20 protein-coding genes are annotated in these 25,908 nt (G+C 46.8%); 15 read left to right on the top strand and 5 right to left on the bottom strand.

Going from position 1 to position 25,908, the window contains the following annotated elements:
- Positions 1 to 16: 16 nt before the first annotated feature.
- Both SGRA_RS11730 and SGRA_RS11725 read left to right on the top strand, forming a co-directional pair.
- Positions 17 to 931 carry a mechanosensitive ion channel family protein gene (locus SGRA_RS11730; protein WP_015692920.1) on the top strand — a complete coding sequence of 305 codons (915 nt, stop codon included), beginning with the start codon at positions 17 to 19 and terminating at the stop codon, positions 929 to 931.
- A gap of 121 nt (positions 932 to 1,052) precedes the next feature.
- A complete protein-coding gene (locus tag SGRA_RS11725; protein WP_015692919.1) occupies positions 1,053 to 1,838 on the top strand; it encodes a CIS tube protein in 786 nt (261 codons plus the stop codon).
- A gap of 352 nt (positions 1,839 to 2,190) precedes the next feature.
- Here the strand turns inward: SGRA_RS11725 and SGRA_RS11720 are convergent, their stop codons facing one another.
- A complete protein-coding gene (locus tag SGRA_RS11720) occupies positions 2,191 to 3,843 on the bottom strand; it encodes a VWA domain-containing protein (RefSeq protein ID WP_015692918.1) in 1,653 nt (550 codons plus the stop codon).
- Positions 3,844 to 4,068: 225 nt separating this feature from the next.
- Positions 4,069 to 5,154 carry a methylmalonyl-CoA mutase family protein gene (locus tag SGRA_RS11715; RefSeq protein WP_015692916.1) on the bottom strand — a complete coding sequence of 362 codons (1,086 nt, stop codon included), beginning with the start codon at positions 5,152 to 5,154 and terminating at the stop codon, positions 4,069 to 4,071.
- 429 nt (positions 5,155 to 5,583) lie between these two features.
- Here SGRA_RS11715 and SGRA_RS11705 point away from each other — a divergent pair, with 429 nt between their 5' ends.
- From SGRA_RS11705 to SGRA_RS11665, 9 genes are all read left to right on the top strand, one after another.
- Entirely contained in the window at positions 5,584 to 6,576 is a 993-nt protein-coding gene (locus SGRA_RS11705) for an aspartate-semialdehyde dehydrogenase (protein WP_015692914.1), read from the top strand.
- Positions 6,577 to 6,767: 191 nt separating this feature from the next.
- Positions 6,768 to 7,541 carry an exodeoxyribonuclease III gene (locus tag SGRA_RS11700; protein WP_015692913.1) on the top strand — a complete coding sequence of 258 codons (774 nt, stop codon included), beginning with the start codon at positions 6,768 to 6,770 and terminating at the stop codon, positions 7,539 to 7,541.
- Between the two features lie 31 nt (positions 7,542 to 7,572).
- Positions 7,573 to 8,937: an AAA family ATPase gene (locus SGRA_RS11695; protein ID WP_015692912.1), complete on the top strand. Its 1,365-nt coding sequence runs from the start codon at positions 7,573 to 7,575 to the stop codon at positions 8,935 to 8,937.
- Between the two features lie 2 nt (positions 8,938 to 8,939).
- Positions 8,940 to 9,593, top strand: coding sequence for a DUF4276 family protein (locus SGRA_RS11690; RefSeq protein ID WP_015692911.1), 654 nt, complete (start codon positions 8,940 to 8,942; stop codon positions 9,591 to 9,593).
- A 6-nt stretch (positions 9,594 to 9,599) separates the two neighbouring features.
- Positions 9,600 to 10,625, top strand: a complete 1,026-nt coding sequence (gene ruvB, locus SGRA_RS11685; protein ID WP_015692910.1) for a Holliday junction branch migration DNA helicase RuvB — start codon at positions 9,600 to 9,602, stop codon at positions 10,623 to 10,625.
- Positions 10,626 to 10,801: 176 nt separating this feature from the next.
- A complete protein-coding gene (locus SGRA_RS11680) occupies positions 10,802 to 11,419 on the top strand; it encodes a ribonuclease HII (RefSeq protein WP_015692909.1) in 618 nt (205 codons plus the stop codon).
- Positions 11,420 to 11,618: 199 nt separating this feature from the next.
- Positions 11,619 to 11,939, top strand: a complete 321-nt coding sequence (locus tag SGRA_RS11675; protein ID WP_015692908.1) for an HU family DNA-binding protein — start codon at positions 11,619 to 11,621, stop codon at positions 11,937 to 11,939.
- Positions 11,940 to 12,060: 121 nt separating this feature from the next.
- Positions 12,061 to 12,954: a tetratricopeptide repeat protein gene (locus tag SGRA_RS11670; RefSeq protein ID WP_015692907.1), complete on the top strand. Its 894-nt coding sequence runs from the start codon at positions 12,061 to 12,063 to the stop codon at positions 12,952 to 12,954.
- A 620-nt stretch (positions 12,955 to 13,574) separates the two neighbouring features.
- Complete coding sequence (locus tag SGRA_RS11665) at positions 13,575 to 15,137, top strand: Rne/Rng family ribonuclease (protein WP_015692904.1); 1,563 nt, start codon at positions 13,575 to 13,577, stop codon at positions 15,135 to 15,137.
- A 209-nt stretch (positions 15,138 to 15,346) separates the two neighbouring features.
- Here the strand turns inward: SGRA_RS11665 and SGRA_RS11660 are convergent, their stop codons facing one another.
- From SGRA_RS11660 to SGRA_RS11650, 3 genes are read right to left on the bottom strand one after another with little or no spacing between them, the layout of a single operon-like run.
- Positions 15,347 to 16,507 carry a glycosyltransferase gene (locus SGRA_RS11660; protein ID WP_015692903.1) on the bottom strand — a complete coding sequence of 387 codons (1,161 nt, stop codon included), beginning with the start codon at positions 16,505 to 16,507 and terminating at the stop codon, positions 15,347 to 15,349.
- Positions 16,508 to 16,509: 2 nt separating this feature from the next.
- Positions 16,510 to 16,974: a helix-hairpin-helix domain-containing protein gene (locus SGRA_RS11655; RefSeq protein WP_015692902.1), complete on the bottom strand. Its 465-nt coding sequence runs from the start codon at positions 16,972 to 16,974 to the stop codon at positions 16,510 to 16,512.
- A 21-nt stretch (positions 16,975 to 16,995) separates the two neighbouring features.
- Positions 16,996 to 17,883, bottom strand: a complete 888-nt coding sequence (locus SGRA_RS11650) for a porin family protein (protein ID WP_015692901.1) — start codon at positions 17,881 to 17,883, stop codon at positions 16,996 to 16,998.
- Positions 17,884 to 18,203: 320 nt separating this feature from the next.
- Between SGRA_RS11650 and SGRA_RS11640 the strand changes: the two genes are divergently transcribed.
- The 4 genes from SGRA_RS11640 (at position 18,204) to SGRA_RS11620 (ending at position 25,584) form a co-directional block, all read left to right on the top strand.
- Positions 18,204 to 18,533, top strand: a complete 330-nt coding sequence (locus tag SGRA_RS11640) for a hypothetical protein (RefSeq protein WP_015692899.1) — start codon at positions 18,204 to 18,206, stop codon at positions 18,531 to 18,533.
- Positions 18,521 to 18,925 (top strand): hypothetical protein, encoded by a 405-nt coding sequence (locus tag SGRA_RS11635; RefSeq protein ID WP_015692898.1) that lies wholly within the window; start codon positions 18,521 to 18,523, stop codon positions 18,923 to 18,925. Before SGRA_RS11640 ends, SGRA_RS11635 begins: the two co-directional genes overlap by 13 nt.
- 939 nt (positions 18,926 to 19,864) lie before the next feature.
- Positions 19,865 to 24,547, top strand: a complete 4,683-nt coding sequence (locus SGRA_RS11625; protein WP_015692895.1) for a T9SS type B sorting domain-containing protein — start codon at positions 19,865 to 19,867, stop codon at positions 24,545 to 24,547.
- A gap of 50 nt (positions 24,548 to 24,597) precedes the next feature.
- Positions 24,598 to 25,584 (top strand): PorP/SprF family type IX secretion system membrane protein, encoded by a 987-nt coding sequence (locus tag SGRA_RS11620; RefSeq protein WP_015692894.1) that lies wholly within the window; start codon positions 24,598 to 24,600, stop codon positions 25,582 to 25,584.
- Positions 25,585 to 25,908 lie beyond the last annotated feature (324 nt).

Below are 25,908 nucleotides of genomic sequence, written 5' to 3'. Positions count from 1 at the left end.
TTTTGATTTTAGAACTATGTTTGAGCAGATACTAATATACTGGAAGCAGTACTTGGGGCAAGACTGGAACGACTGGCAGATCAAGCTAGCCTTATCTGTTGTTTTATGGATCTTTTTTAGTTTGCTCAAGCGGCTGCTCAAGAACTCGGTGGCTAGGCGGCTGAAGGGAAACCCTGTGGCTCGATACAACTGGAACAAAGGCATATCTTATATACTCAATGGAGTTTCCTTGCTTTCTTTAGCCTTTTTGTGGTCCAACCAATTTGAGTCCTTTGCCACCTTTTTGGGCCTATTATCGGCGGGATTGGCCATTGCCTTTAGGGACCCCATAGTGAACATGGCGGGTTGGTACTACATTGTCTTGCGCAAACCTTTTAAGGTAGGCGACCGCATACAAGTAGGGGATAAAACGGGAGACGTCATTGACATCAAGCTCTTTGACTTTGTTATGTTAGAATTGGGCAACTGGGTACATAGCGACCAAAGCACCGGCCGGCTGTTGTCTATTCCGAATATGCGTGTTTTTAATACTGACATAGCCAACTACAATGCGACCTTAGACTTTATTTGGAACGAACTAGAGCTAGAGATCACCTTTGATAGCAACTGGGCCAAGGCCAAATCTATATTAACAGAGATCCTTAACCAAAAAGCACCCACCTACTACGAGCAAGCTAGAGAGAACCTGCGCAACATGAGCGGAGAATACCTGATCTACTACAACAAACTCACGCCCATTGTCTATACCTCTGTAGAGCGAGAAGGGATACGTTTTTCCTTGCGCTATCTTTGTCCACCCAAGCAAAGAAGAGGATCGGCAGAACAAATTTGGGAAAGCATCCTACTGGCCTTTGCCAAAGCGGAGGATATAGAATGGGCCTATCCGACGCAGCGAATTATAGGCTGGCCAGAAAATGAAAACAAGGCTTAAAGGCTTAACTTTTCAGTGGAAAAAAATTGACTAAAAGTCGAAAATTCAGCGGAAAAACAATATCTTTAAAGCACTCAACGACAAAATACTTCCTCGACTAACCATAAAACGCATTCTACTCATGCAGAAAGTAGTAATCACTGGCTATAAAGATGTTGCTTGCCAAGACGCAACGGGCAACGCCATTGCCTTGCAAGTAAACCCACAAGAACTACAGCTCGACTATAACATCTCTTATGGCGATAAGGGCGGTAGTGGTGGAGACACCAAAACCACCGAGCATGCTGGTGGAGAGTCGGCGCCTCTTCCTGGGGCAGCTAACTATGAAACGCCTGATTTAACGATTGAGACCGTAGTAGATGCCACGGGGGTATTGCCTGATCCAGGTGGATTGCCAGGTAGTGGGGGAGGAGCGATTATGGCGGCCATTAAGTTTATCTCTGGAAAGCCCACGGTAGAAGATTATATCAAGAAGTTGAAAGACACTTGTTATTATTATGTAGAGGAGACCCACGGTCCTCCCTACCTTACCGTAACCTGGGGTTCTGTACTACCTTCTCAGTCCACCAATATTGCTTCTTCTAAGGGGGTATATAAGTGCCAGTTGCAGAGTTTGTCTGTAAAATATGTTTTGTTTAGTGCGCAGGGGCATCCTGTTCGGGCAGAGCTAACCTTAAAGTTTAAGGGAGTGGAAGATCCAGAGGCTAGAGCCAAGGGTAACTCTCCTGACTTGAGTCACTTTATTGAAATTAAGCATGGCGATAACCTGCCAAAGCTTTGTGAAGATATTTATGGTAGTCCAGAGTTCTTTATGGCGGTGGCCAGAATCAACGACTTACCTTCTGTTTATGCGATTGAGCCAGGCATGCGCCTACTCTTTCCCCCTCTAGATAAGGCTTCTCGCTAGTTTTATTCGAGGAGGGTATCATGAAAAAGGCTGCTGGATCTTGAAGATCCAGCAGCCTTTTTTTGGGGACTGTTCGGGATTTTGTGTATTAGAATAAAATTTGGGCCTTTAGCTGCTTAGGACTTAGCCAATAGTCGCCTAGGGACAAGCCCCTAGGCTAATCAAATGGAGTCAGCCCTAAAGGGCCTCAAAGGCTTATATACACGGCCTTGCTAAGTAGTTATTTCAAAGAAGGACCTCATCCAAAGGCCCTCTTTAGAGGGCTGTCTAAAAAAGCTAGCCTAGGGGCTTGTCCCTAGGCAGCAAAAATGGCAGCACACAAAATTTTAAACAGACTGTTTTTTTCTTTGTTTTAGGGTGTATTTCGGACCGATTGGGCCTCGATGAGCAGCGCTTGTTTGGCATTTTGGGCCGTAATATAATTATAGCTACCTTCTCCCCAGAGCACAATCTCTTGCAGATTATTTTTTACATAATCGTACTCTTTTTCAGAAAAATAGAAAATGCTGAGTTGAATATCTTTGCGGGCGCTTTTTCGGATCAGGCGCTCTGTTTTTTTATCGAGGCTAAAATTGCCATCGGTGGCCATAATGATGCGATTATTTCCGCCCTCAATAAAGCTTTCTCTAGCGAGCAAATAGGCTTTTTGCAGGCCTAAATCGGCATTACTGCTCGTACGGACCTTTAATTCCTCTAAGATGCCCATAATTTTTTCTTGCTCTTGGCCAGAGATGGGCGGCAGCAGCAGCTCGGCCTTATCCGAATAGGCAATAATAGAAATATTATCTTCTTTGCGCATCAAAGAAAGGAGCTGCGCCAAAGAACTTTTAAGTAAAGGCAGCTTTTCTTCATCCTCCATAGAAGAAGAAATATCAATGAGGAAAATGAGGTTATTGGTGGCAAAGCCCTCTAGGCTAGGGTCGCCTAGTTTTGTGGGTTGCTCCTTAATTTTGGCCAAACTATCGGCTCTAGCCAGACTATCCATGCGGTTTTTCTCCATCTGAGCCAAGGCCCAGGCGGGATCCGCTAGGCTATCCTTGCGCAAAGAATCAAAAGCGGGATGGTTCGGATATTTCAACTCAAAAATAGGCGGCAACTCATCGGCCAGCAGTCTGGGCTCTGTGGTATAATCCAACATCTTATTATAGAGGGCCGTCAAGCCATTGCCATAGCGGTTATAATGGCCCAGCATATCTCTATAATAGTGGTAATCGGCCCCCAAGGGCTTATTCTTATATTTTGTTTGGGCCAAATAAGAGCGGGCATCGGCCAGCAGCAGATCGGCCCGATTGATCATCTGCTCATAATAATCGCGGATAATTTCCTCATCTTTTGGAATAGCCCCCAAATATTGCGCTTTTTCCTTTTTAAGCTTGAAGATTAGGTTCTCAAAATACATGCAGTTGGCCTTAAAGCCTGCGCTGCGATCTTTGGCCCGCACCCCTCGGCTAATTCGACGCCCCTCCTGCCATAGCTCATCGAGCTCTAACAGAATATTGGCGTACAACTGATTTCTAACGGGCAGCTCATAATGATGAAAACTAGCGTCCAAGCGCCAATATAACTTTTCCTCTAAGGCATAGGCATCATAGTATAAAAGCTCTATGCGCTCCAAATACTTATAGCCCTGCAATAACTTTTCATCAGAACGGTAACGGCCCGATTCCATGTACTGGGCCAAGGCCTCATAGAGCTCTTCCAATTCTTCTACCACCTTATGATATTGCCCAATCAATTCTAAGGGCTTCCCTCGCTCCTTAGAGGGAATATAAAAATTGTCATCATACAATTTGACGTAAAGGTCGCGGGGCAAAACTGGAAAATAGTCGTAGTTCCGCAAAATGATCCTTTGATCAAAGGCAATATCTTTTTCGCCCTGCTCTATATAGTCATTAAAAGCATGATTCAAATAAGCAAAGTCATTTTCCATAATGTGCAAGGCATGCACCAACTCATTACTATATATAACGTAGTTGTTGTATGCCTCATGGGTCTGGGCAGACATAAGATCGCCTTGAGCCCTCCCAACTAGAGAGGACAGGCATAAAAGAAGGAAAATATAAAAAACAGATGTTCTCATAGGCGATGGGGGGACAGCTTAAAGTCTATGACTTTAATGAATTCATTGCTCAGCTGCAGGAAGCTTTCAATGAATGCAATATCAACAGCAAGCCAACCTAAGGAATTTAAGCTGAACTTGAAATAAAGAAAAAACTAACGAAATAATACGCTAGGCTTTCTCTAAAAACTGTTCCCAACTCGCCTTAACCAGCATTTGACTGTATTTTTCAATATAATAGGCCCCCGCAGCAGGGTCTTCTACCTCATTAAGGTGACTCTCTAACTGTAACAAATGCTGGGCATTACGAGCAATCCGACGAGCAAAAGGACGCTGCTCGGCCGTACCCAAAATAGGCAATTCCAAACTATTGACCTGCCCAACGGCAGCCGCCAAAGCCTGCGTACTATTGGCGATCATTTGCCAATATAAATCTTCTTTGCGCTCGGCCACTACCGCCTGCGCATGGATCCAAGGCCAGCTCACTTTCTCTAAGCCCTGAGCTTCTAATACCCCCAACCAAAGCCGCTTAAAGGCCCGAATGGCCGAAATAGAACGGAAGTAATTCTCCTCCAATTCAAAGTTGATCTGAAAATAATGCTGGGCATCCCAAGGTGGAGCTCCTGCAGCCCGCAATTCCTCAAAGGCAAATTTAATCTCCATCAAGGCATCCGATAAAGCCGTAATAGCCCCATCTTTCAAGCAGATGTTAATCTGAAACGCCCGCAATTTAGGATAGGTGCCTCCATACAATTGCTGCCAAGATAAGGCCTGAAAACTATTGCCGCTCAGCAAGAGGTCCAAATCAGAGGAGTAGCTAAAACGCCCCAACTCCCGCAGATAATCCTCTGCAAAAATCCCTAAGGCCTCTCCCTGCATCTTTAGGCTAATCATATTCAAATGAACGCCCTGCAAAACCTCTTTAATATCTTTCCCTTTGCCTTTCTGAAAGTCCAAAACAAGCATATTGGCCCCGCCATTCAAGGCCTCGGCCACGGCTTTTTTACTGGCCGCCAAATCGCCAGCTACCTCAATTTTTTCAGCAATGGCCCAAGTTTTAGGCGCATTTAAGCTAGGCAAAAGCAGGGGCTCCACCTCTTCTTTTCGGTAAAAAGGAGCTATACTATAGCCCTCTTCAATGCTTTGCTCTAGCTCCTCTAAAGGCTTTCCCTTTAGGTATTTTTCAATGCTGGCCTTCCATTCTTCTGTGCTAAGGCCCTCAAATTCAGACCAATTGATTTTATTCTCTACAGACATAGTTGATAGTGCTTTCGGTGGGGGAATATTGGGGGTAAAACAATCTTTATGCGCTTACAACATTTTTAAGGGGAGGGTTAAGCCTCTAATTTAAGAATTAGTCGCTTAAAGTTCTAAATTCTTAGTTCTAACTTTTTAAGCTGTCCTTAGCTTGTCTCTTTTTGATCGCTCATTTTTTCTTTTTATTTATTTTTTGGGGGCTGCCCCGCCCTGCGGGCGGGTCGGGCTGTGTCGCAGCTCGCTATTCGCTCGGCCCTTCGCTGGCTGCGCCAGCTCGGTCTGGCCTGCGGCCACTGCTGTCCATCCCTCAGCCTGCGGGCCTTCGGCCCTGCAAAACCGCAAATTGGCAACAGTTTTCAAGCCGTTTGCCTCCAAAGCCAAAACTTCTTTTGTACTTTTGACTTCTTATCATTTGCAAAATATATACGCATGAAATTAGCCCTTGTCGGTGCCAGCGGAATGGTTGGCCAAGTGATGTTGAAACTCTTAGAAGAACGCAATTTTCCTCTTAGCCAACTCTTGCCCGTGGCCTCTGCCCGCTCCAAAGGCAAAACAGTTCGCTTTAAAGGCCAAGATATTCCGCTCCTTTTGGCCGAAGAGGCCCTGGCCCAAAAACCCAATTTGGCCCTTTTTTCTGCCGGCGGTAGCGTTTCGCTAGCACTAGCCCCAAAATTTGCCGCCATTGGCTGTAAGGTCATTGATAATTCTTCGGCCTTTCGCATGGACCAAGATAAACCCCTCATTGTGCCCGAGGTCAATCTGGACCAACTCAAAGCCGATGACTTTATTATTGCCAATCCCAACTGCTCAACAATTCAGCTATTGTTGGCCCTTTGGCCCCTAGAAAAAAAATATGGCCTAGAAAGAGTTTTAGTCTCTACCTATCAATCTATGACGGGAACAGGCATGAAGGCCCTCCAACAATATCAAGAAGAGTTGCAGGGCAAAACGCCCCAAAATCCCGCCTACCCCCAGCCCATTTTTGAAAACTGCCTGCCCCATTGCGATGTTTTTGTAGAAGATGGTTATACTAAAGAGGAAATCAAGCTGCTGAACGAAAGTCGCAAAATTATGAATTTGCCCGAGCTTCGGCTCAGCGCCACGGCGGTCCGTGTGCCCGTTATGGGCGGCCACTCCGAAGCCGTAAATATTGCCCTCAAAACGCCCTTCGAGCTCGCCGATATTCGCGAATTGTTGGCCCAATCTCCAGGTGTAGTGGTCCAAGATAATCCCAGCGAAAACCTCTACCCCATGCCGCTTTCGGCCAAGGGGAAAGATGAGGTTTTTGTGGGCCGCATCCGCCGCGATTTTTCTCAAGAAAATGGCTTGCATCTTTGGATCGTTGCCGATAACTTGCATAAGGGCGCGGCCACCAATGCCCTACAAATTGCAGAAGCCCTCATTGAAAAGGGCTGGCTGTAAATGGTCCAAAAGGCCCAGCGCTGCGCAGCGGTGGCCGCAGGCCAGACCCAGCAAAACGAGCGTTAGCGAAGTTTTGCGCAGGGCCGAGCAGACCTGCGAGCCGCGCAGCATAGCGGCGGCCGACCTAGCCGAAGGCTAGCCGGCCGCGGGCCCCAAAAAAAACAAAACATCAGTAAAATTAAAAGCAAGAAATGAAAGTACTATCCTATAATGTAAATGGACTAAGAGCTGCAATTCGGAAAGGTTTTGTGGATTGGGTGAAGGAAAATGACATTGATATTATTGGCCTGCAAGAAGCTAAGGCTTTGCGCGAACAAGTAGATTTGGAAGAGCTGCAAGCGGCTGGTTATGAGCATATTTATTGGCATGCGGCCGAGAAAAAAGGCTATAGTGGAGTGGTCGTTTTGTCTAAGGTAAAAGCCGATTTGGAAGTGCAGGGCATGGGCATCGAGCGCTTTGATAAGGAGGGCCGAGTTTTGCGCCTAGATTTTGGCGATTGGACCCTATTGAACTGCTATTTTCCTTCGGGGACATCGGGCTCGGTTCGTCAAGAGGTCAAATATGATTTTTTGGATAGTATTTATGATTGGGTGCAAGAATTGAAAAAAGAGCGGCCCAAAATTTTGCTGCAGGGCGATTATAATATTGCCCATGAAGAAATTGATATTCACAACCCCAAACGCAACCATAAAACCTCTGGTTTTTTGCCCGAAGAGCGGGCTTGGATGAGCAAATGGCTAGAAGAAGGCGGCTTTGTAGATAGCTTTCGGCAGTTGCATCCAGAAGAACAAAAATTTAGCTGGTGGAGCATGCGCTCTAAAACCGCAAGGGCCAACAACAAAGGCTGGCGCATCGATTATCAGTGCGTTTCAGAAGATTTAGTGCCCGCTATCAAAGGCGCTGAGCTGTTGAATGATGCCGTACATTCTGACCATTGTCCCTGCTTAATTGAGCTGGATGTCTAACCCTTTTTAATCTACTTTAAAAGCCACTACTATGATTAGTAAAATAGCCATTAGCGGTTTTAAGTCCTTTCATAACTTTGAAATGGATTTGGCTCCTTTTACGCTAATCGCAGGAGCAAATAGCTCGGGAAAAAGCAATCTATTTGATGCTTTAGCACTCATATCGGCTTTAGCTAACTCTTCAAATTTGAAGACTGCTTTTGCGACGCAAAGAGGGGAGCTAATCGAGCTATTTACGCAGTATGCGCCAGACATTTATGCAAAAGAAATGTCTTTTATGGTAGAGGTTTTACTAGATCGTCAGATTACGGATTCTTGGGGGCAAACGGTAGATTTAGATTATACTCGTTTGCGTTATAGCTTAAAAATCAAGCGCTCAACTGATGAAAATTCTATCAGCTCCTTGCGTGTTTTAGAAGAAAAGCTAGAACGCATTTTGGTCAAGGAAGATGCTTGGATAAAACATTTTGTTCCTGGAAAAAAAGAGCATTGGCGGCCTAAAAGTATAGGCCGTCAGCTCCCCTTTATTCAAACTAAGGGCGATTATTTACAATTGGAGGAAGATGCTAAAGGCAGCCGCGACAAAAGGTTTCCTTTAAAACAGGCCCAACGGACCATTCTTTCTACAGTAGATACTATTGATTACCCACATGCACTAGCCTTAAAAGAAGCGTTTAGCTATTGGCAATTTCTTCAGCTTCAGCCAGAAGAATTGCGAAAAGCAACAGCCAAAGCTGCTGCTCAAAATGTTCTGGGCCAGCAAGGCCAAAATATGGCTGGAAACCTACAGCGACTCATCAAGAAATCGCCTAAGTTGTTAGCTAAAATCAGACGGAATTTCAATCGTTTTTTGCCCCATTTTATAGACTTAGAAGTAGTCGAAGATCAGCTGAACAAGGCTTATGTCATTCGCTTGCAGGACCAGAATAAACAGTGGTATTCAGCCAAGTTACTCTCTGAAGGAACCTTGCGCATTTTGGCTCTCTGCATTATGTTGGCCGACCCCATGAGACAGGGCCTGCTTTGTTTTGAGGAGCCAGAAAATGGTCTGCATCCTGCTCGTATCAAAGATATGGCAGATTTGCTGGAGAAACTGACGACTGATTTTAAGGATAAAGAGGAAAAGCTTCAACAACTCATTGTCAATACCCATTCGCCTCTTTTTGTACAAGAAGTGTACGAAAAGAAAAGTCTAGGCAGCCTGATTGGCTTGGCTCGAATTAGCAGTCGACTAGATATTTACCAAAATAAAAATGTAAATTTTAACCATAGCCAAATTCTTCCTATAAACTCTCCAATTAGGCCACTTCTTAAGGGCGTAAAAGCGATTAGTCTAAGAGAACTGAACGATTATCTAGATACTCGCATAATTACAAATGAGCCGAAGAAGCACTAAATATGGAATATCTAATTATTATACTCGCAGCAGAAGGTCCTACCGATTATCGCTTTTTAAAACCCTTGTTAGAACGCTATTTATCCCAACTCGATCTTCGTCGCCCAATTGTGCTTCAAATAGAAGAAGTTACCAAAAATACAGGCGGTAATTTTTCAGACTATTTAGCTGAAATTGATACAAAAGCAGAGGAGTATGCCGCTAATTTTATTGTTCTTCATCAGGATGCAGATGCCAATAAGTTGAGCGATAAAAATCAACAAATAAAAGATCGTTGGGCGGAGCAAAGTTCTACTTACTCACTAGTTGCGGCTATCCCTGTTAAAATGATTGAAGCCTGGCTGCTTGCCGACCCCATTCTACTCTTAGAAAAGGGATTGGGAGAACCTCTCCCCAAAAGAACAAGAGATATAAAACAGTTTTTAGCTGGCTTAGGACTCAGCCATTCTCCAGAATCTATTGCAGATCCTAAAGCCTTTTTGAGCGCTTTAATAGGAGAACTATTAGGCCCCAAAGACGTCAATGAAACCCTTAGCAACCTATATAATTTACTGGGCAATCAATTATCTTTTGATGCGCTAAAAAAACTCCCTTCTTTTCGAGCTTTTGATCAGCAAATGAAAGCGCTACTTACAGATCAGCAGCTAATGAATTAACAAACTATGCGTAACGAACACCTCGATCCCACCAACGATAATTTCTCAGAACAAGAGAATAATATAGAGAAGGCGCTACGGCCCCAACTCTTGCAAGATTTTACCGGCCAACCCAAATTGGTCGAAAATCTCCAAATCTTTATTCAAGCCGCCAAAAGAAGGGGCGAAGCCCTAGACCATGTGCTCTTGCACGGCCCTCCCGGCCTCGGAAAAACCACCCTCTCACTGATTATCGCCAATGAGCTGGAAACCGAAATTAAGATTACTTCGGGGCCCGTGCTCGAAAAACCTGGCGATCTTGCGGGCCTATTGACCAACTTGGAAGAAGGCGATGTCCTTTTTATTGACGAAATTCATCGCCTCAATACGGTGGTGGAGGAGTACCTCTATTCGGCCATGGAGGATTATCGCATCGATATTATGCTGGATACGGGACCCAATGCCCGCACGATCCAAATTCAACTCAATCCCTTCACTTTGGTGGGCGCAACTACCCGAAAAGGCCTGCTCACGGCCCCTATGCGCGCCCGTTTTGGCATCGATTGCCTACTCGATTATTACGATTTGGCCACCCTGATCAAGATTATCAAGCGCTCGGCCCAGATTCTACAGGTGCCCATTACCGAGGATGGCGCCAACGAAATCGGCCGCCGCTCTAGAGGTACGCCCCGTATCGCCAATGCCCTGCTCCGAAGAGTCCGCGACTTTGCCGAAATCAAAGGAAATGGGACCATCGATGCCACGATCGCCGCCTATGGCCTCGATGCCCTACAGGTCGATAGCCAAGGCCTCGACGAAATGGATAATAAGATCCTGCGCGTGATGATTGAACACTTTAAAGGCGGGCCAGTCGGCCTAACCACTATCGCTACCGCCGTGGGCGAAGATGCCGGCACTATCGAGGATGTTCACGAGCCTTATCTCATCCAACAAGGCTACCTCAAACGCACGCCCAGAGGCCGATCGGTCACCTATAAGGCCTATCAACACCTCAATTTGGCCGCCCCCGGAGAAGAAGGGGAGCTCTTTTAATGTGATACTGTTTTGGGGCCTCCGCAGCAAAGCTGCGGCGCTACGGTCCGCAGCTCGCTGTTCGCTCGGCCCTTCGCCAGCAAGCTGGCTCGGTCTGGCCTGACGGCCACTGCTCCCCATCGCTAGGCCAGGCGCTGCGCGCCTTCTGGACCAAATTCAATTAGACTATAATATAGATGTCAAACTTAGCATTTTCTTATCAAGATACTTTAATAGAAGCGGGCTGCGATGAAGCGGGCCGCGGCTGCTTGGCGGGGCCTGTTTTTGCCGCCGCCGTGATTTTAGATCCCAAAATGGACCTCAGCGAGCTCAATGACTCCAAAAAGCTGAGCGCCAAAAAACGAGAGGAGCTCCGAGAAATTATTGAAGAGGGCGCAGTAGCTTGGGCCGTGGCCCAGTTGAGCCCAGCAGAAATTGATAAGCATAATATATTGCAGGCCTCTTTTTTGGCCATGCATCGGGCTTTGGACCAATTAACAATAACTCCAGAGCTGCTCTTGATTGACGGCAATCGCTTTCGGCCCTACAAAGAAATTCCACACCATTGCATGATTAAAGGCGATGGCCGCTTCCTCAGTATTGCCGCCGCTAGCATCTTGGCCAAAACCCATCGCGACGAATATATGCTCCAACAAGCCGAAAAATATCCAGAATATGGCTGGAGCAGCAATAAAGGCTACCCCACCAAAGCCCACCGAGCCGCTATTGCCCAATTTGGCGCTACGCCCCTACACCGAAAAAGCTTTCGCCTCTTGCCAGAAGCAGAACAGAAAAAACTGTCATTTGAAGATTAAAAAATAGAGTCTGTCGAATAAAATAGATTGAACAGCTTTTTAAGCTATTGATTTATAAGGGCTTATTTAGCAAATATTTAAGGCGCACTAAACTAAAAAGGATGGACTTTTATTCGCTTTTTATAAAAAAAATGCGACATTTGCCCACACTTTCAGAATATTACAAATTTCAAGAACCGCTTTAAATAGATAGGAGAGCATGAGAAAAGCTGATTTGGTAGCTCGTATCGCCGAGAAAACAGAAATCCCCAAGGTTGATGTTTTGGTAACACTTGAAGAATTCTTCAAGCAAGTGAAGGATAGCATCGCAGAAGGCGAAAACGTCTACGTTCGCGGTTTCGGTAGTTTTATTGCTAAAAAACGCGCCCGCAAAGTGGGCCGCAACATTAAAGCAAACCGTGCCATTGAAATCCCCGCACACTATATCCCCGCTTTCAAGCCTGCAAAAGTATTTGTAGAAAAAGTGAAAACAAACTTGAAAGTAGAAGAAAAGGAGCAAAAAGAAGCAGTTTCTAAATAAGCTGATTTTTTAAGCAAGAATTTTTCAAAGATGGACAAAACCTCTAACTAGCCCGTTTGTTGGCTAAAAGGGTTTTGTCCATTTTTTTTAGGGGACCTTCATGGACCAAAAATAAAAAGTTATGAATGCAAAAACTTGGCAGTGGGCTGCCGTTACTATCGCCATCTTGAGTTTTATCGGATTGATTGCCTTGGGGAGAACCACCCCCAACAAAAAGAAGGTAGATGGCCAAGACCCAGAAACCGATAGCCTTGCCTATACCGATGATGTTTTGATGGCCGGTGCTCGAGCCGCCCTCGATAGTAGCCAATTGGCCTATATGAATAGCCTAGAGCAAGAGCTCAAAAAAGCACAAGACCCCGAACAAGAAATCCTTACGCTCAAACTCCTCTCTAGAACCTGGAATGAGTATAAAAATTTTGGCGCAGGAGGCTTCTATGCCGAAAAAGTAGCCCAGCTCTCTCCAGATGCCGAGGCCTGGAATATTGCCGGAAGTACCTACGGCATCGCTTTCAATAAAGAAAAAGCTGATGTAAAGCTAAAACAGTTTTTGGCCCGCAAAGCTATCTCTGCCTTTGAAAAAGCCATAGAGCTGGCCCCAGATTCTGTCAATTATGCTATCAATGAAGCACTCATGTATATTGACCTCGCTATGGTAGACGCCTCTGTTATGCCCATGACGGGCGCCCAAAAGTTATTGGCCCTAGACAAAAAATTCCCCAATAACCTCAAATTGCAAATGCAAATGGGCCGCCTCTCCCTAAACCGTACAGGCGATATCAAAAAAGCAATTCCCAGATTCGAAAATGTAGTGGCCCTAGCCAAAAACGAAGATGTCAGCGAAACCCTTCTGCTCGAAGCCCATTTCTCTCTAGTCGAATGCTATAAAAAAGAAGAAAAGCCCGGAAAAGTCCTCGAACACTACGACGCTTGCATCGAATTAGCAAAAAATCGCCCCGATTTAGCCATTGAACTGAAAAAGGGTAAGCAGAATTATGAAAATAATAGAAAATAAGTAGTAGATTTGCAGCCCAATATGTTGGGATGCTTCCCAATACTATTTATGAATTTTAACTTTTATCTAATTTTATAAAAAACTAACGCCTATGCCATGTGGAAAAAAGCGTAAGAGACATAAGATTGCTACGCACAAAAGAAAGAAGCGCCTTCGTAAAAACCGTCACAAGAAGAAGAAGAAGTAATTTCTTTTTGTAGATGGATGGGCATGCTTCCTATCTATATAGAATTGTTGGCGGATCTAATTTAGGTTCTGCCTCTCCAATATTTAGGGTAAGCTGGCTTTGTTCAACTTACCCTTTTTTTGTAGCTCCAACTGCCTAAGGAACTACAAAATGGCCGCCCCTACCTGAGTGGTCCTACTGCCCGCCTTAATTAGCTGTTTGTTTATTTAAGCCTAACTCATAAAAATATTGCTTTTTTATGAGTCGTTCATATATCTGGCTAGCCACAAAAGAGTGACTGGCCACTACCGAATTTTGCGCCAAGCCCTTGGCGTCTCGCTTTTTATCAAACAGAATGCCTCGAGCTCATTACCAATGAGCTCCTTATGGGCTATAAGCTTCCTAGCCAATTCCTTGGCAAAAAAGAAAAGGAAGTCAATAAATATATATCATTTTGGAAAAAGAGTTAATCATCAGCTCAGGCGGCAAAGACACAAGAATTGCCCTGCTTGAGGATAAAAAACTGGTGGAGCTCCACTATCAAAAAACAGTCAATAGCTTGGCTGTTGGAGACATCTACCTTGGCCGTGTGAGCAAGTTGCTACCCGGCCTCAATGCGGCCTTTGTCAATATTGGCCAAAAAGGCAAAGACGCCTTTTTACATTATACCGACCTCGGCCCAAAACTCCGCTCGCTCGTTAAGTATACCAATGGCGCTATTAGCGGAGGCCAAGAAAGCCATCTTCTCGATAATTTTAAGATGGAGGCCGATATCCCTAAAATGCCTAAGGGAAAAATTACAAACGTACTGAAGAAGGGCCAACTCATTATGGTCCAAGTGCTCAAAGAACCGATCTCTACAAAAGGACCTCGCCTCTGCTGTGAAGTAACCATCGCTAGCCGTTACCTGGTCCTCAACCCCTTTAGCGAAACAATTGCCGTTTCTAAGAAGATCCAATCGGATGATGAACGCAACCGCCTGAAACTCCTGATCGAAAGCCTGCGCCCCAAAAACTTTGGCTTTATTGTGCGCACCGCCGCCGAAGGCCGCAAAGTGGCCGACCTGCATGAGGATATCCAACAATTGATGGCCAAATGGGAGGAGATCTATAAACAAATGCACAATGCAAAAGGCCCCGTTAAATGCCTGAGCGAACTCAATAAAACGCAAACTCTTATTCGCGACTTCTGGAATGATGACTATAGCCGAGTGATCGTAGACGATGAAGCCATTTATGAGGATGTTGTTGAAGAACTCAATAAGGTGACCGATGGCAAGAAAGATTTGGCCAAACTCTATAATGGCCAACGACCTCTCTTTGATCAGTACGGAATCACTCGCCAAATTAAGGCCTCTTTTGGCAAAACCTCTACTATGTCGAGTGGCGCCTATATCGTCCTAGAACATACAGAAGCCATGCATGTGGTCGATGTGAATAGTGGCCACAAAATGAGTAGCAACGACCAAGAAAAGAACGCCCTTCGCGTTAATCTTGAAGCGGCCGAAGAGGTGGCCCGCCAACTCCGCCTCCGCGATATTGGTGGAATTATTATTATCGACTTTATTGATATGCGGCAGGCCCCGCACCGCAATGAGCTCTTTCAGCATATGCGAAATGCCATGAGCAATGATAAGGCAAAACATACCATTTTGCCCCTCAGTAAGTTTGGCCTGATGCAAATTACCCGAGAAAGAGTCCGCCCGCAGGTTAATATCCAAACGACCGAAACTTGCCCCAGCTGCCAAGGTACCGGCAAGGTCCAACCCACTCTGCTCATCACCGATGATATCAAAAGAGATCTGGACTTTGTGATGAAGTCGCAAAAACCCAATAAGGTGACCCTACTGGTCCACCCCTTTGTTCAAGCCTATATCAAAAAAGGCTGGTTGCATAATCTGCAAATCAAATGGTGGAGAGAATACAAAAAATGGATTAATGTACGAGCCGATAACGACTTGCCCATTACTTCCTATAAGTTGTATAATGAAACCAATGACGAAATTCGTCTAAGCTAATCAAAAAGGCCTCAGCTATTGCTGAGGCCTTTTTTGCTCTAGGGCCGAAGCCGAGCAGCTAGTAGCAAAGCCGCAAGATGAGCGGCCTAGTGCTGTGAAGGGGTGGCCGAAGGCCAGACCCAGCCAGCTTGCTGGCGTAGGGCCGAGCAGACCTGCGAGCCCCGCAACATAACGCCCGCAGCTTGCTGCGGGAGGCCCCAAATCCTCCCCTATTTTTCGGGAATCTCTACCAATAGCTCATCAAAAGCGGCTACCATGGCGGGCCAAGCATAGCGTTTTTTGGCCGCCTGCAAATAGCTCTTGAAGCCATCGTTTTGGTCGTACTCAAAGAATTGCAAGATGGCATCCGCCACGGCCTTGGGGTTTTCGGGCGGAACCACATAGCCCGCCTTGCCATGAGGCACGATTTCGGGCAAACCGCCCACCTCCGTCACCAACATGGGCCGCTCAAAATGATAGGCCAATTGAGAAATGCCGCTTTGGGTGGCCCGACGATAGGGCTGCACCACCAAATCGGCCGCACTAAAAAATTGGCCCACCTCCTCTTCTGGAATAAAATCATTGTAGAGCTGTAGGCGATCGCCCAGTTGCAAGCGCTCTATTTGCTGCCGAAAAGGGGCCTCGTCCTCATAAAACTCTCCCGCCACCAAGGCCTTGATATTATATTGGGCCAAACGAGGATCGCCCAGGGCCTCTAGCAAAATATCTAGGCCCTTATATTGCCGAATGAAGCCAAAAAAGAGCAAATATTTGCCCTCAAGATCTAGCTTCAACTGCGCTCTGGCCTCCGCCTTGGGCAATAAAGGCCCATAGCTGTCATAGACCGGATGCGGATGAAAATGCGCTGGCCGAGGGGCGGGCAAAAACTCCTGAATATCTTGAACCACCTTCTTCGATAGGGCCATAAATCCATCTAATGGGCCCACAAAATAGCGGTTGAAAAGCGCATCGCCAGGGCGGCTTTCATGAGGGATCAGGTTATGCACCAGCCCCAGTAGTTTGGTATTGGGCGAGTACTTCTTGACGATCCGCAGGACGGTCCCGAAACTAGGCCCCATAAAAGGCAGCCAATAAGAGACAATCAGAACATCGGGCTGGCTTTTGGCGATCTTGCGGCCTACGGTCCACCAATTGAAGGGATTGACCGAATTGAGGCAGACCTCAATGTCTAAATCTGGCGCCTTGGCCGTAGAAAACTGGCTTTTGCCTGGAAACAAAAAACTGGGATACTGTAAACTAAAGCTATAAATTTTCACCTCTCGCCCCTCCTCTATAAAGGCCTTGGCGAGCCGCTCATTAAAAGCAGCCAGCCCGCCCCGCAGGGGGTGGGCTGGCCCAAGAATAGCGATTTTTTCTGCTTGCTTAATCATGTTTAAGATTCGGCGATGAATTGTTGTGCCTGTTCCTGCCAATTATAGCGTTCTAGGCGATTTTGAAAACCCGAAATTTCAAGATCTAAAGCCTTTATTTCCTCTGGCCCTAGCTCGGCCAACTGCTCAAAACGATGAATACCTGCAGCCGCCAATTGCTCCGCCATCACTTTTCCGATGCCCTTAATTTGGCAAAGGTCATCTTGGGCGGGGGCTTCTTCTTCAGGGCTGGGGTTTGTTTCTTCTTGGGCAGCCTCTTCTTTGGGGGCAGCCCCTTGCTGCTCCGCCAACTGGTCCAATCGTCGATTCAATAGATCCGAAAGCTCATCAATGCGGCTTTCAAGGGTTTCCAGACGATCTTCCAGATGTCCATAAACACGATGCTCAAACTTTTGGAAAAGGTCCTCCATCTTCTCATAGCGCTTCTGCAGGTCCTTTTTAATCATTTTCTTGGCCTTTTTAAACATGGGATCTTGGTTTTGTAGGGCCTAAAACTGCAAACCGACAAAAAACTGCAAGCTAAAGTTGCGGTCAAAGTCATCTCTTAGGATAAAGTTGCGGTTGTCGTCTAGACGCTGTTGTTCTATGTCATAATTATTATTCGTAATATCTAGGAGACCATAATAGGCCCGAGCCCCCATTCTCAACCCTTTGGTAAAGTAGTAAGAGGCGCCAAAGTTGAGGCCCATATCAAAGTAGCGGTAGGCGGGGCCATCTTTTTCATCAAAGAAATAGTAGCCGCCCAAATCTGCCGGATAAGTAATGCTGCGCTGATCCAATTGCCCCGTTCTTGTAAAATCACTATTGAGCTCGCCAGCTGCATCGGTCAAATAACTATGGTCCAAATTGATTTCTACAAAGTCATCGCCCAAAACCGCATCCTCGCTAAGGTCTCCATACTTTAATATACCTAATCCTCTAGAAGAGACCAAAAAAGAAAAGCTCGGTCCAAAATCTAATTGCAATTTGTCCTTAATTGGGCGGACATAAAACAAGATCGGAATCTCTACATATCCATTGGTAATATTTACGGATTTCACCCGGCTTTGTCCCTCAAAGGTTTCACTAAGCTCAGGGATGCTCAGGTAGGCATTATCGGCCTCAAAGCGGTAGCGGCTCCCTCGCTGAGAAAAGCCCAATTCTGCCGCCAAACCTATACGTTCATTGATCGGAACCTCTACGGTGGCCGAAATATGCACCTTGGTGGCCCAACTATAGCCATCTAGGCTTTCGCCCTGGTCATTCTCTTCTGCAGGCCCTATGATGGTCCCAAGGTTGGCCCCCGCCTTAAATCCAAAACGAGCATCAATTTGCGCAAATAAAGCGGTCGATAAGCTGCTAAGCAAAAAACAGCAGAGTACTAAGAAGTTTTTCATGATCATGATTTTAGTTTAGGAGCCTAAAGGTACTGCGAAGAGATTTAAAATAGAATTTTTTTATACAAGGCCTTGGATTTGGGGCCTCCGCTGCGGCCTGCGGCCTTGCGGCGCTACGCTTTGGGGCTCGCTCTCTGCTCGGCCCTTCGCCAGCAAGCTGGCTCGGTCTGGCCTGACGGCCACCCCGCCGCATCGCTAGGCCGCTCATCTGTTTTTTTTCTTTTGGCGTTCTTCTTCGGCGGCTGGGTAGTTTTGGGCCCATGGGCTGAAGCCCTGGGCTATACCCATTGACAGCGATCAAATACCTCATCAAAACTTTTATGCCCTATTCTGCAGATGCAGAACACCCCATCAAAACATTTTTGCTCTATTCTGCAGATGCAGAACAGCTCATCAAAACCTTTACGCCCTATTCTGCAGATGCAGAACACCCCATCAAAACATTTTTGCCCTATTCTGCAGATGCAGAACACCCCATCAAAACCTTTTTGCCCTATTCTGCAGATGCAGAACAGCTCATCAAAACCTTTTTGCCCTATTCTGCAGATGCAGAACAGCTCATCAAAACCTTTTTGCCCTATTCTGCAGATGCAGAACACCCCATCAAAACTTTTATGCCCTATTCGCAATTTGTGAAATGGCAATTGTAAAGCAGGGGATGCTATTCGCAATTTGTGAAACGGCAATTGTAAAGCAGGGGATGCTATTCGCAATTTGTGAAATGGCAATTGTAAAGCAGGGGGTGCCATTTGCAATTTGTGAAACGGCAATTGTAAAGCAGGGGATGCCATTTGCAATTTGTGAAACGGCAATTGTAAAGCAGGGGATGCTATTCGCAATTTGTGAAATGGCAATTGTAAAGTCGGGGATGCCATTTGCAATTTGTGAAACGGCAATTGTAAAGCAGGGGATGCTATTCGCAATTTGTGAAATGGCAATTGTAAAGTCGGGGATGCCATTTGCAATTTGTGAAACGGCAATTGTAAAGCGGGCTAAGGGACTGTTCAGGATTTTGGGGACTGTTCAGGATTTTGTGTATTAGAATAAAATTTGGGCCTTTATCTGCTTAGGACTCAGCCAATCATCACCTAGGGACAAGCCCCTAGGCTAACCCAATGGAGTCAGCCCTCTGCGAGGGCCTCAACTGTTGATATATAAGGCCTTTTACTATAGTAAGAAAATGCCCCCAAGTCTCAATAGCAAACAAGGGCTTCAGCCCGCTAGTTTGCATAGACTCGCAACCATGGGCTTCAGCCCATGGCCCTAAACAGCTTCCTGTTTCTAAAGGCAGGAAAAGAGCAGTCAATCATCAGCTAGGAGCTTGTCCCTAGGCGCAGGAAAGGGTAGCCACAAAAACTTGAACAGTACTTGTTATGGGCCGATGGTTTTAACCATCGGCTCATTTTTATTGCGCCTAGTATAGCCTCTTTTGTTGCTGTGGGTTTCAACCCACAGGTACTATAAAATGTCAATCATCGCCTAGGGACAAGCCCCTAGGCAGCAAAAAGGCCAGACACAAAAACTTAAACAGTCTCAAATTTTAGAGCGTCCCGATCAAGTCCTTTAGGCGGTTTAGCAGGCGGCAAAGCCGCCGCAGGCCCAGCGATGTGCAGGGGGGGCCGAAGGCCAGACCCAGCCGCCGAAGGCGGCGCAGGGCCGAACAGACCTGTGAGCCCCGCAGCATAGCGGCGGCCAGCTTGCTGGCCGCGGGCCCCAAAACAAAAAACTAAGCCCCTAACAATCAAACTATTAAAAAGCAAGACATCCGCTAGGGCAGAAATAAGAGTATAAATAGAAGGGAATAAGCCTAGGCCCAAAGGGAAAGACGAACTATTTTCTGTTAGAAGTTTAATTTTTTCTTAACTTAGCTCAGTAAAATAGGGCCTAGACAACAGCCCAAGAGCAACAAAAAGCAAGCAGAGCCACCTACTGCTTGCTTTTTGTTGGCTTAAAGTCATTTATTAACAAATAATATCTTTTTATGAGATTATTTTACACTATGCCAAAACGGAAAAGTTGGCTAGCTTTACTACTCTTTCTTTGCCTGCCTTTTTTGGCTTGGTCGCAAGGCCGCATTGAGGTCAGAGTAGTGAGTATGTCTGTAGCTAACAACGTAGACTGCGACGGCTTTTTGAATGGAGACAGTGATTTTGTCTTTGAATTTTTGGCCACAGATAACACCATTGGTTTGGTCAATAACAACCCTGCAGCCATTGGTGTGTTGGGTGATTTTAACTATGGGTTTCGGAATGGGGACAATGGGCCTTGGACCGTTAATGCCCCTAGTGGAGATTTGCGGCCCAATGATGGGATATTTTTTAACCAAGAGTATATCTGTCCTGCAGATGTGCCCAGCTTGATCAATATTGATTGGCGGGGCTATGAAAATGACATCTTGGGCTTTAACTATAGCCTGACGGGAACCACTGTTGATGAGGACCTACAGACGGGGAATCAGACGGCGGGAATTGCCGTGCCTGCAGTGGGGGGCGTAAATACCCAAAGCTTTACCGCCACAGCTACTGATGGTTGTGGGAACCAGAGCTATACTTTAGTTTTGGAGGTAGAGCATTTTGCTTTGCCCGTTACCTATTTGCCTGACGCTATTTGTGCGGCACCCATGCTCAATTTGAACCAAACCTATACTTATGGTTGGTGTCCAGCAGTTACTTTGGAGCCCAATGAGCCCAATGCTAGTGATGTGAGCAACAACGGCTCGGTTTGGTTTGCCTTTACGGCTCCTGCTTCTGGAGAAGTGCAGATTACTACCGACCTAAGCGGTACCGAAATTGGGACCTATATGCAGTTTTATCATGCGGCAGATGGGCATGGCTGTACGGTGGGAAATAACCTGAATACAGGCGCTCAAGTAAAAGATAAATTTGAGTACCTCTCGCATTTAGAGTTCTCGGATGGGACCGATGGTTTGGGTTTAGATCCTGAGGCAGAAATTGAGTTTGATGCTTGTGATCCGGTAGGAGGCGTGAGCTACCAGAAGCTACATCCGGGCGAAGTATATTACGTTCAGCTCACCTCTGATGATGCTGGAGAAAGAGGCTGGGTACAGGTCCGAATCAATGATTTGGGGGGTTCTTCGCCGCCCAATGTAGAGGATATTCCCTGTACGGCTCCGCAGATTGCCTTGGGCACTAGCCCTATCTCTTCGGGGGCCAGTTCTACGCCTAGCATTACCCTAGACTTTGACTGTGCCTTTGATGGTGGAAACGATTATGGCGAAACCGGAGCGGCGCATACCAACTCCAATCCTGAGAACTATCATGCCTATGATTATGATCATCCCGCCAGCAATAACAACACCGTTAATGAATCAGTTTGGACGCATTTCACGGCCCCCAATAGTGGTCGCGCTTATGTAGAAACCGACTATACGGGATCCGTCTTTAGCGAGAACATCGCCTTTTTTGGACCAGATCCTCGCTTTGCGCCTGGCGTTCCTGGCGATTACTCTTGTGCCAACCTCACCAACCTCGATGCTGCCGATGGAGGCCGCAATGGGGTTTTGGGCAATGCCCAAGAAAGTGCTATTGTCTATAGAGAATGTATGGAGCCCGGTTATGAGTACTATGCCATGGCCGACCCCGTTAGTGGGCTTAACCCCTTCAATGACCAATTTATTGCGGTTTGGGCCTATGATCCCTCTGTGGATGAACCCTTAGAAAACCCTCCACCCAATGATATTCTTTGCCTTACATTACCTGATCCCTTCTATAAGATTCCCGTTCAGTTAATCGGGCAACCTCCTCTCCCCTTTCAGGCAGTAGCAGGAAGCAACGAACGCGCCTGTATTGAGCGTTTGGCGGGAGAGCCCGTTTCTGACCCCAACCCTGCTAATCGCGCAGATCAGACGGTATGGCACTACTTTACGGTTCCGCCTTCTGGGGTAGTAGAAATTCGCTTGAGAGCTTATACCAACCTCAACCGCTTGAACTATGCCATCTATCCTTTGCTCAATGGCACGGATTGTTATGGCGGTTTGCAGCCAGCCACTTATACCAGCACAGGGGCAGCCAACGGTGGCGCCCTAACGCCAATTGCTTCTGGCCATACCGACTTCAACGGCTCTACGATTAGTCTTTGCTGCCTAGAACCAGGTACCACTTATGCCCTTCAGTTGGATGGTGGTTCGCCTGGTGACCAAGGCCAATACATCATCGAATATATCGAGGAGATTGAGGTTTATGCTGGTGACTCTCAGTATGAGACCGAGCAAGGCGATACTATTGCCTTTAATAGCATGGACACTGCTTATATCTGCTATGGCGATAGCATCTTCCCTTCTGTTATGCTAGATCCTTTGGGCCAAACTACTTCTGTAGTGCCTGGCTGTTTGGATGTGGGCTTTATGCTGCATAATACCTTCCCTATTCCCGATACGATTGCCAACATTGGCTTTATGTATATTGACTCTACCCGAGACAGCTCGGCTTATTTTGTCAATAACACCAACAACTCGGGCAGCATGGGCAACCCGCTTTTCAACCAAGTCTATTATGTATCTGCAGTAGCTGATGAAGATGTGAGTTGGGGAGACTTAACTTGCCCAAGTGCAAGTATGGAAAATGGAGCCCCTCTGGTCTTCCTACAGCCCTTGAATATTGTTACAGGCTACGATCCCAACAACTGTACAATTAGCCTAACGCTTTCTGGTGGTTTGCCCGCCTATGATGGCAGCAGCTACGACTATCTATTGGTAAATAGCTTTGGCGATACCATTCAGGGCCAGGCCTTGGCCAACCAAACCGTTAGCCTCCCTATTTTGGGAGCCGATATTTATGATATCTATATCAATGATGGCGTCAACTGTACGGCTCAATCTAGCGTCAATGCCAGTCCTTGTAATGATCCTTGTTTGAGCGACCCTATCCGCTTCTTGCCTAGCCCAATTGATAGTACGGTCTATCAATGTCAGACTGGAGGCAATGTAGCCACGGCCACGGTACTCATCAATGGTGGATATCCTGCCCAGAATGGATCGAACTATACTATTGTAGTAAGTGGATCTTCTGTAGCGGGCCAAAACGGTAGCTATACCGTAGCGGGTTCTGGAAACTCCACGGCCATTTCATTCAGCTTTGATGTAGCCGATGGCGATCTTTGGAGCTTGGCCGTTAGTGATAGTAGTGCATGTAGCGATACCATAAGTCATCTATTTACCTATGACCAAACCAACTGTCCTGATTTCTGTGTGGCAAACCCAGTAGTAGCTAGTTCTGGCTACAACTGCTTCCCTACAGGCAGTGCTTTAGTAGAAGTTACCCTAGGGGGTGGAGCGCCTTCTATCTTTGGCTCTAACTATACCGTTAGTGTTTCTGGCTCGACAGTATTTGGACAAAGCTACAACAATGCTCAGATTGCTGGGACTATTGGTAGTACTAGCTTCCTCTCTTTCTTGGTGAATGATGGCGACAACTGGACCGTTACGGTCATTGATGATAATGGCTGTACTGATACCCTCAGCAGTACCTATATCTTTAATAGTACCAACTGTCCGATTAGCTGTGATTCGGTGCCTTTGGCCATTACGCCTTCTAGCTACAACTGTAACCTAGACGGTACCGCAGAGGTCACTATTGATATTACAGGCGGTACGCCTTTCTTTGATGGTTCTGACTATAGCTTGACTATTACAGGACTAAGCACTGGAGACAATGTCTTGAATGCGCCTGTAGCGGGCAACATTGGTGCTTCGGCCACTTATAGCTTTACCGTAGCTGATGGCGACATCTGGCAGGTCTTTGTGGAAGACATCGAAGATTGTCAGGAGACGCTCATCGATACCTTTGCCTGGAATGCCACGAACTGCGGCAACATCTGTACAGCCGCAGGCTATACGCCTGTCTTAATCAATGGCGGATCGGATTCGGTCAGCTATGATTGTGATGGCCAAGGCAATGCGGTCTTGTTCTTAGAACTTACGGGTGGTCTGCCTGCAGCAGGAGGTCCCAACAACCTCTATACAGCAACAGTTACGATCAATGGCCAAACGACTAGCCAGCAGGCGCTCTATAGCGGCGGCTTTGCTAGCCTGGGGCTCAACTTAACTTCTGGCGACGACTGGAAAATCGTCATTACAGATGCTTTGGGTTGTTCTGCCGATAGTATTGAGGCGACCTTCCAAGCCGTTACAGCTGTAGCCACTAGCGATGCTGGTTTTGAAATCTTGGTAGGAGAAGCCGTTACCCTAGATGGTACAGGCAGCCAAGGAAACATTACTTCTTATCTCTGGACCCCCATGACGGGCCTCAATGATCCAACTCAAGCCACAACCATTGGCTTCCCAATTGAGACCACCACTTATAGCTTGGAGGTAAGAGATGATAATGACTGTGTAGACTACGATAGCGTGACCGTTAATGTGGGCGCTTGTGTGGCCCAGCATTCTGGCTTTACACCTAATAATGATGGCGTCAACGACCTTTGGGAGATTCCTTGCTTAGGTTTGCTAGAAGGCGACCTAGAGGTTTATAACCGCTGGGGGCAATTGGTTTACCGCAAGGAGGCTTATGATAACAGCTGGGACGGTACCGACTTCCGTACTGGTTCCAATTTACCTGATGCTACTTACTATTATGTACTACAGGTAAAATATCCCTCTCAAGCCAATCCGGTCCTCTTTAAAGGTACGGTGACCATTATCCGTTAATAGTTTAAGTGTGGCGCCCTTAGGGGCGCCCACTACTAAATTCATAGCTTATGAAACGTTTTTTCTTTACGCTATCGCTACTGCTGCTTTTGGGCTGGCAGGCAGAGGCCCAACAAGAGCCTCTTTTTGCGCAATACAATAATAATAGCTACCTCATCAATCCTGCTGTGGCGGGCTCTAGAGGGATTCACTCTATACAGGTCTTTCATCGCTGGCAGTGGGTAGCTTTTCCGGGGGCGCCCCAAACTTTTGGCATCAATTATCAGGGACTCATTGGCCAATCGCATGGCGTGGGTGGGCTTATTTTCTCTGATATTACGGGACCTTCTCGCCGTTTTGGCATGAAGGGTTCTTATGCTTTTCATTTGCCCGTGGGCGATGATATGCGCCTATCGATGGGCCTAGCGGGCCGCATTGTCCGCCAGCGCGTTAATACCAGCGAAATCACTTTTGTCGATGATAATGACAATGCTATCAATAACGGTAGCGAGGCCGTAACCACTGGCGATGCCGAATTTGGCATTTACTTTTATGCCCGCAACTTTTTTGTTGGGGCCTCGGCGCCCAATTTGGTCCAGTCTAAATTGGATTTTGCAGGCAGCAATGCCACGGGCCGCGACCCTATTGGCTATAACTATCGCCATTATTTTGTGACTGCAGGCTATAAGTTTTTCTTTGATGACCAAGAGATGAGCCTAGAGCCCTCTATTATGGTCCGCTATACCCAAGGCCCCCGCCCACAAATTGATGGCGGAATTAAGGCCACTTTCTTGGGCGACCAATTGGGCTTTGGCGTTTTTTATCGCTCGCCGGGCTTTTTGTCTTTCCAAGCTCGCTTTGTTTTTGACAAGCAGATGCCGCTTTTGCTCTCTTTTGATGTGGCCACCAATAATTTCCAGAATTATAGTGTAGGCGCCACGGAGGTCAATTTTGGCTACGACTTTGGCGGCCAACCATTTTATGGGCCCGCAGGCCAGGCTGGTCCAGATATTCCCAGCCTTCCCTCTTCTTCTGAAGATCGAAAAGGAACGCTTTAATTGTTTAAAAGGTCGCTGCTTTGCAGGGGCCTTTTTTTTGGGGCCTCCGCCTCCCTTCGGTCGTCGGCGGTTACTCCCTTTGGTCGTCGAACTGCGGCCTAAAGGCCTTGTTGTCGCTTTGGGGCTCGCAGGTCTGCTCGGCCCTTCGGCGCTTGCAGCGCCTCGGTCTGGCCTAACGGCCACCCCGCCGCATCGCTAGGCCTGCGGCGGCTTCGCCGCCTGTCTGCTGCAAATGGCCCAGCCTCCCCAAGGGATTCCTTAGGGAATCCCGCAGAGGGGTGGGTGGGCGGGGACATATTAGCGAATGAGGAGCGCAGCGACGAA

Source organism: Saprospira grandis str. Lewin (assembly GCF_000250635.1).
In the GTDB taxonomy this organism is placed as follows: Bacteria; Bacteroidota; Bacteroidia; order Chitinophagales; family Saprospiraceae; genus Saprospira; species Saprospira grandis.
Note: the sequence above shows the minus strand (reverse complement) of the source record. Positions and strands in the feature narration are given on the sequence as shown.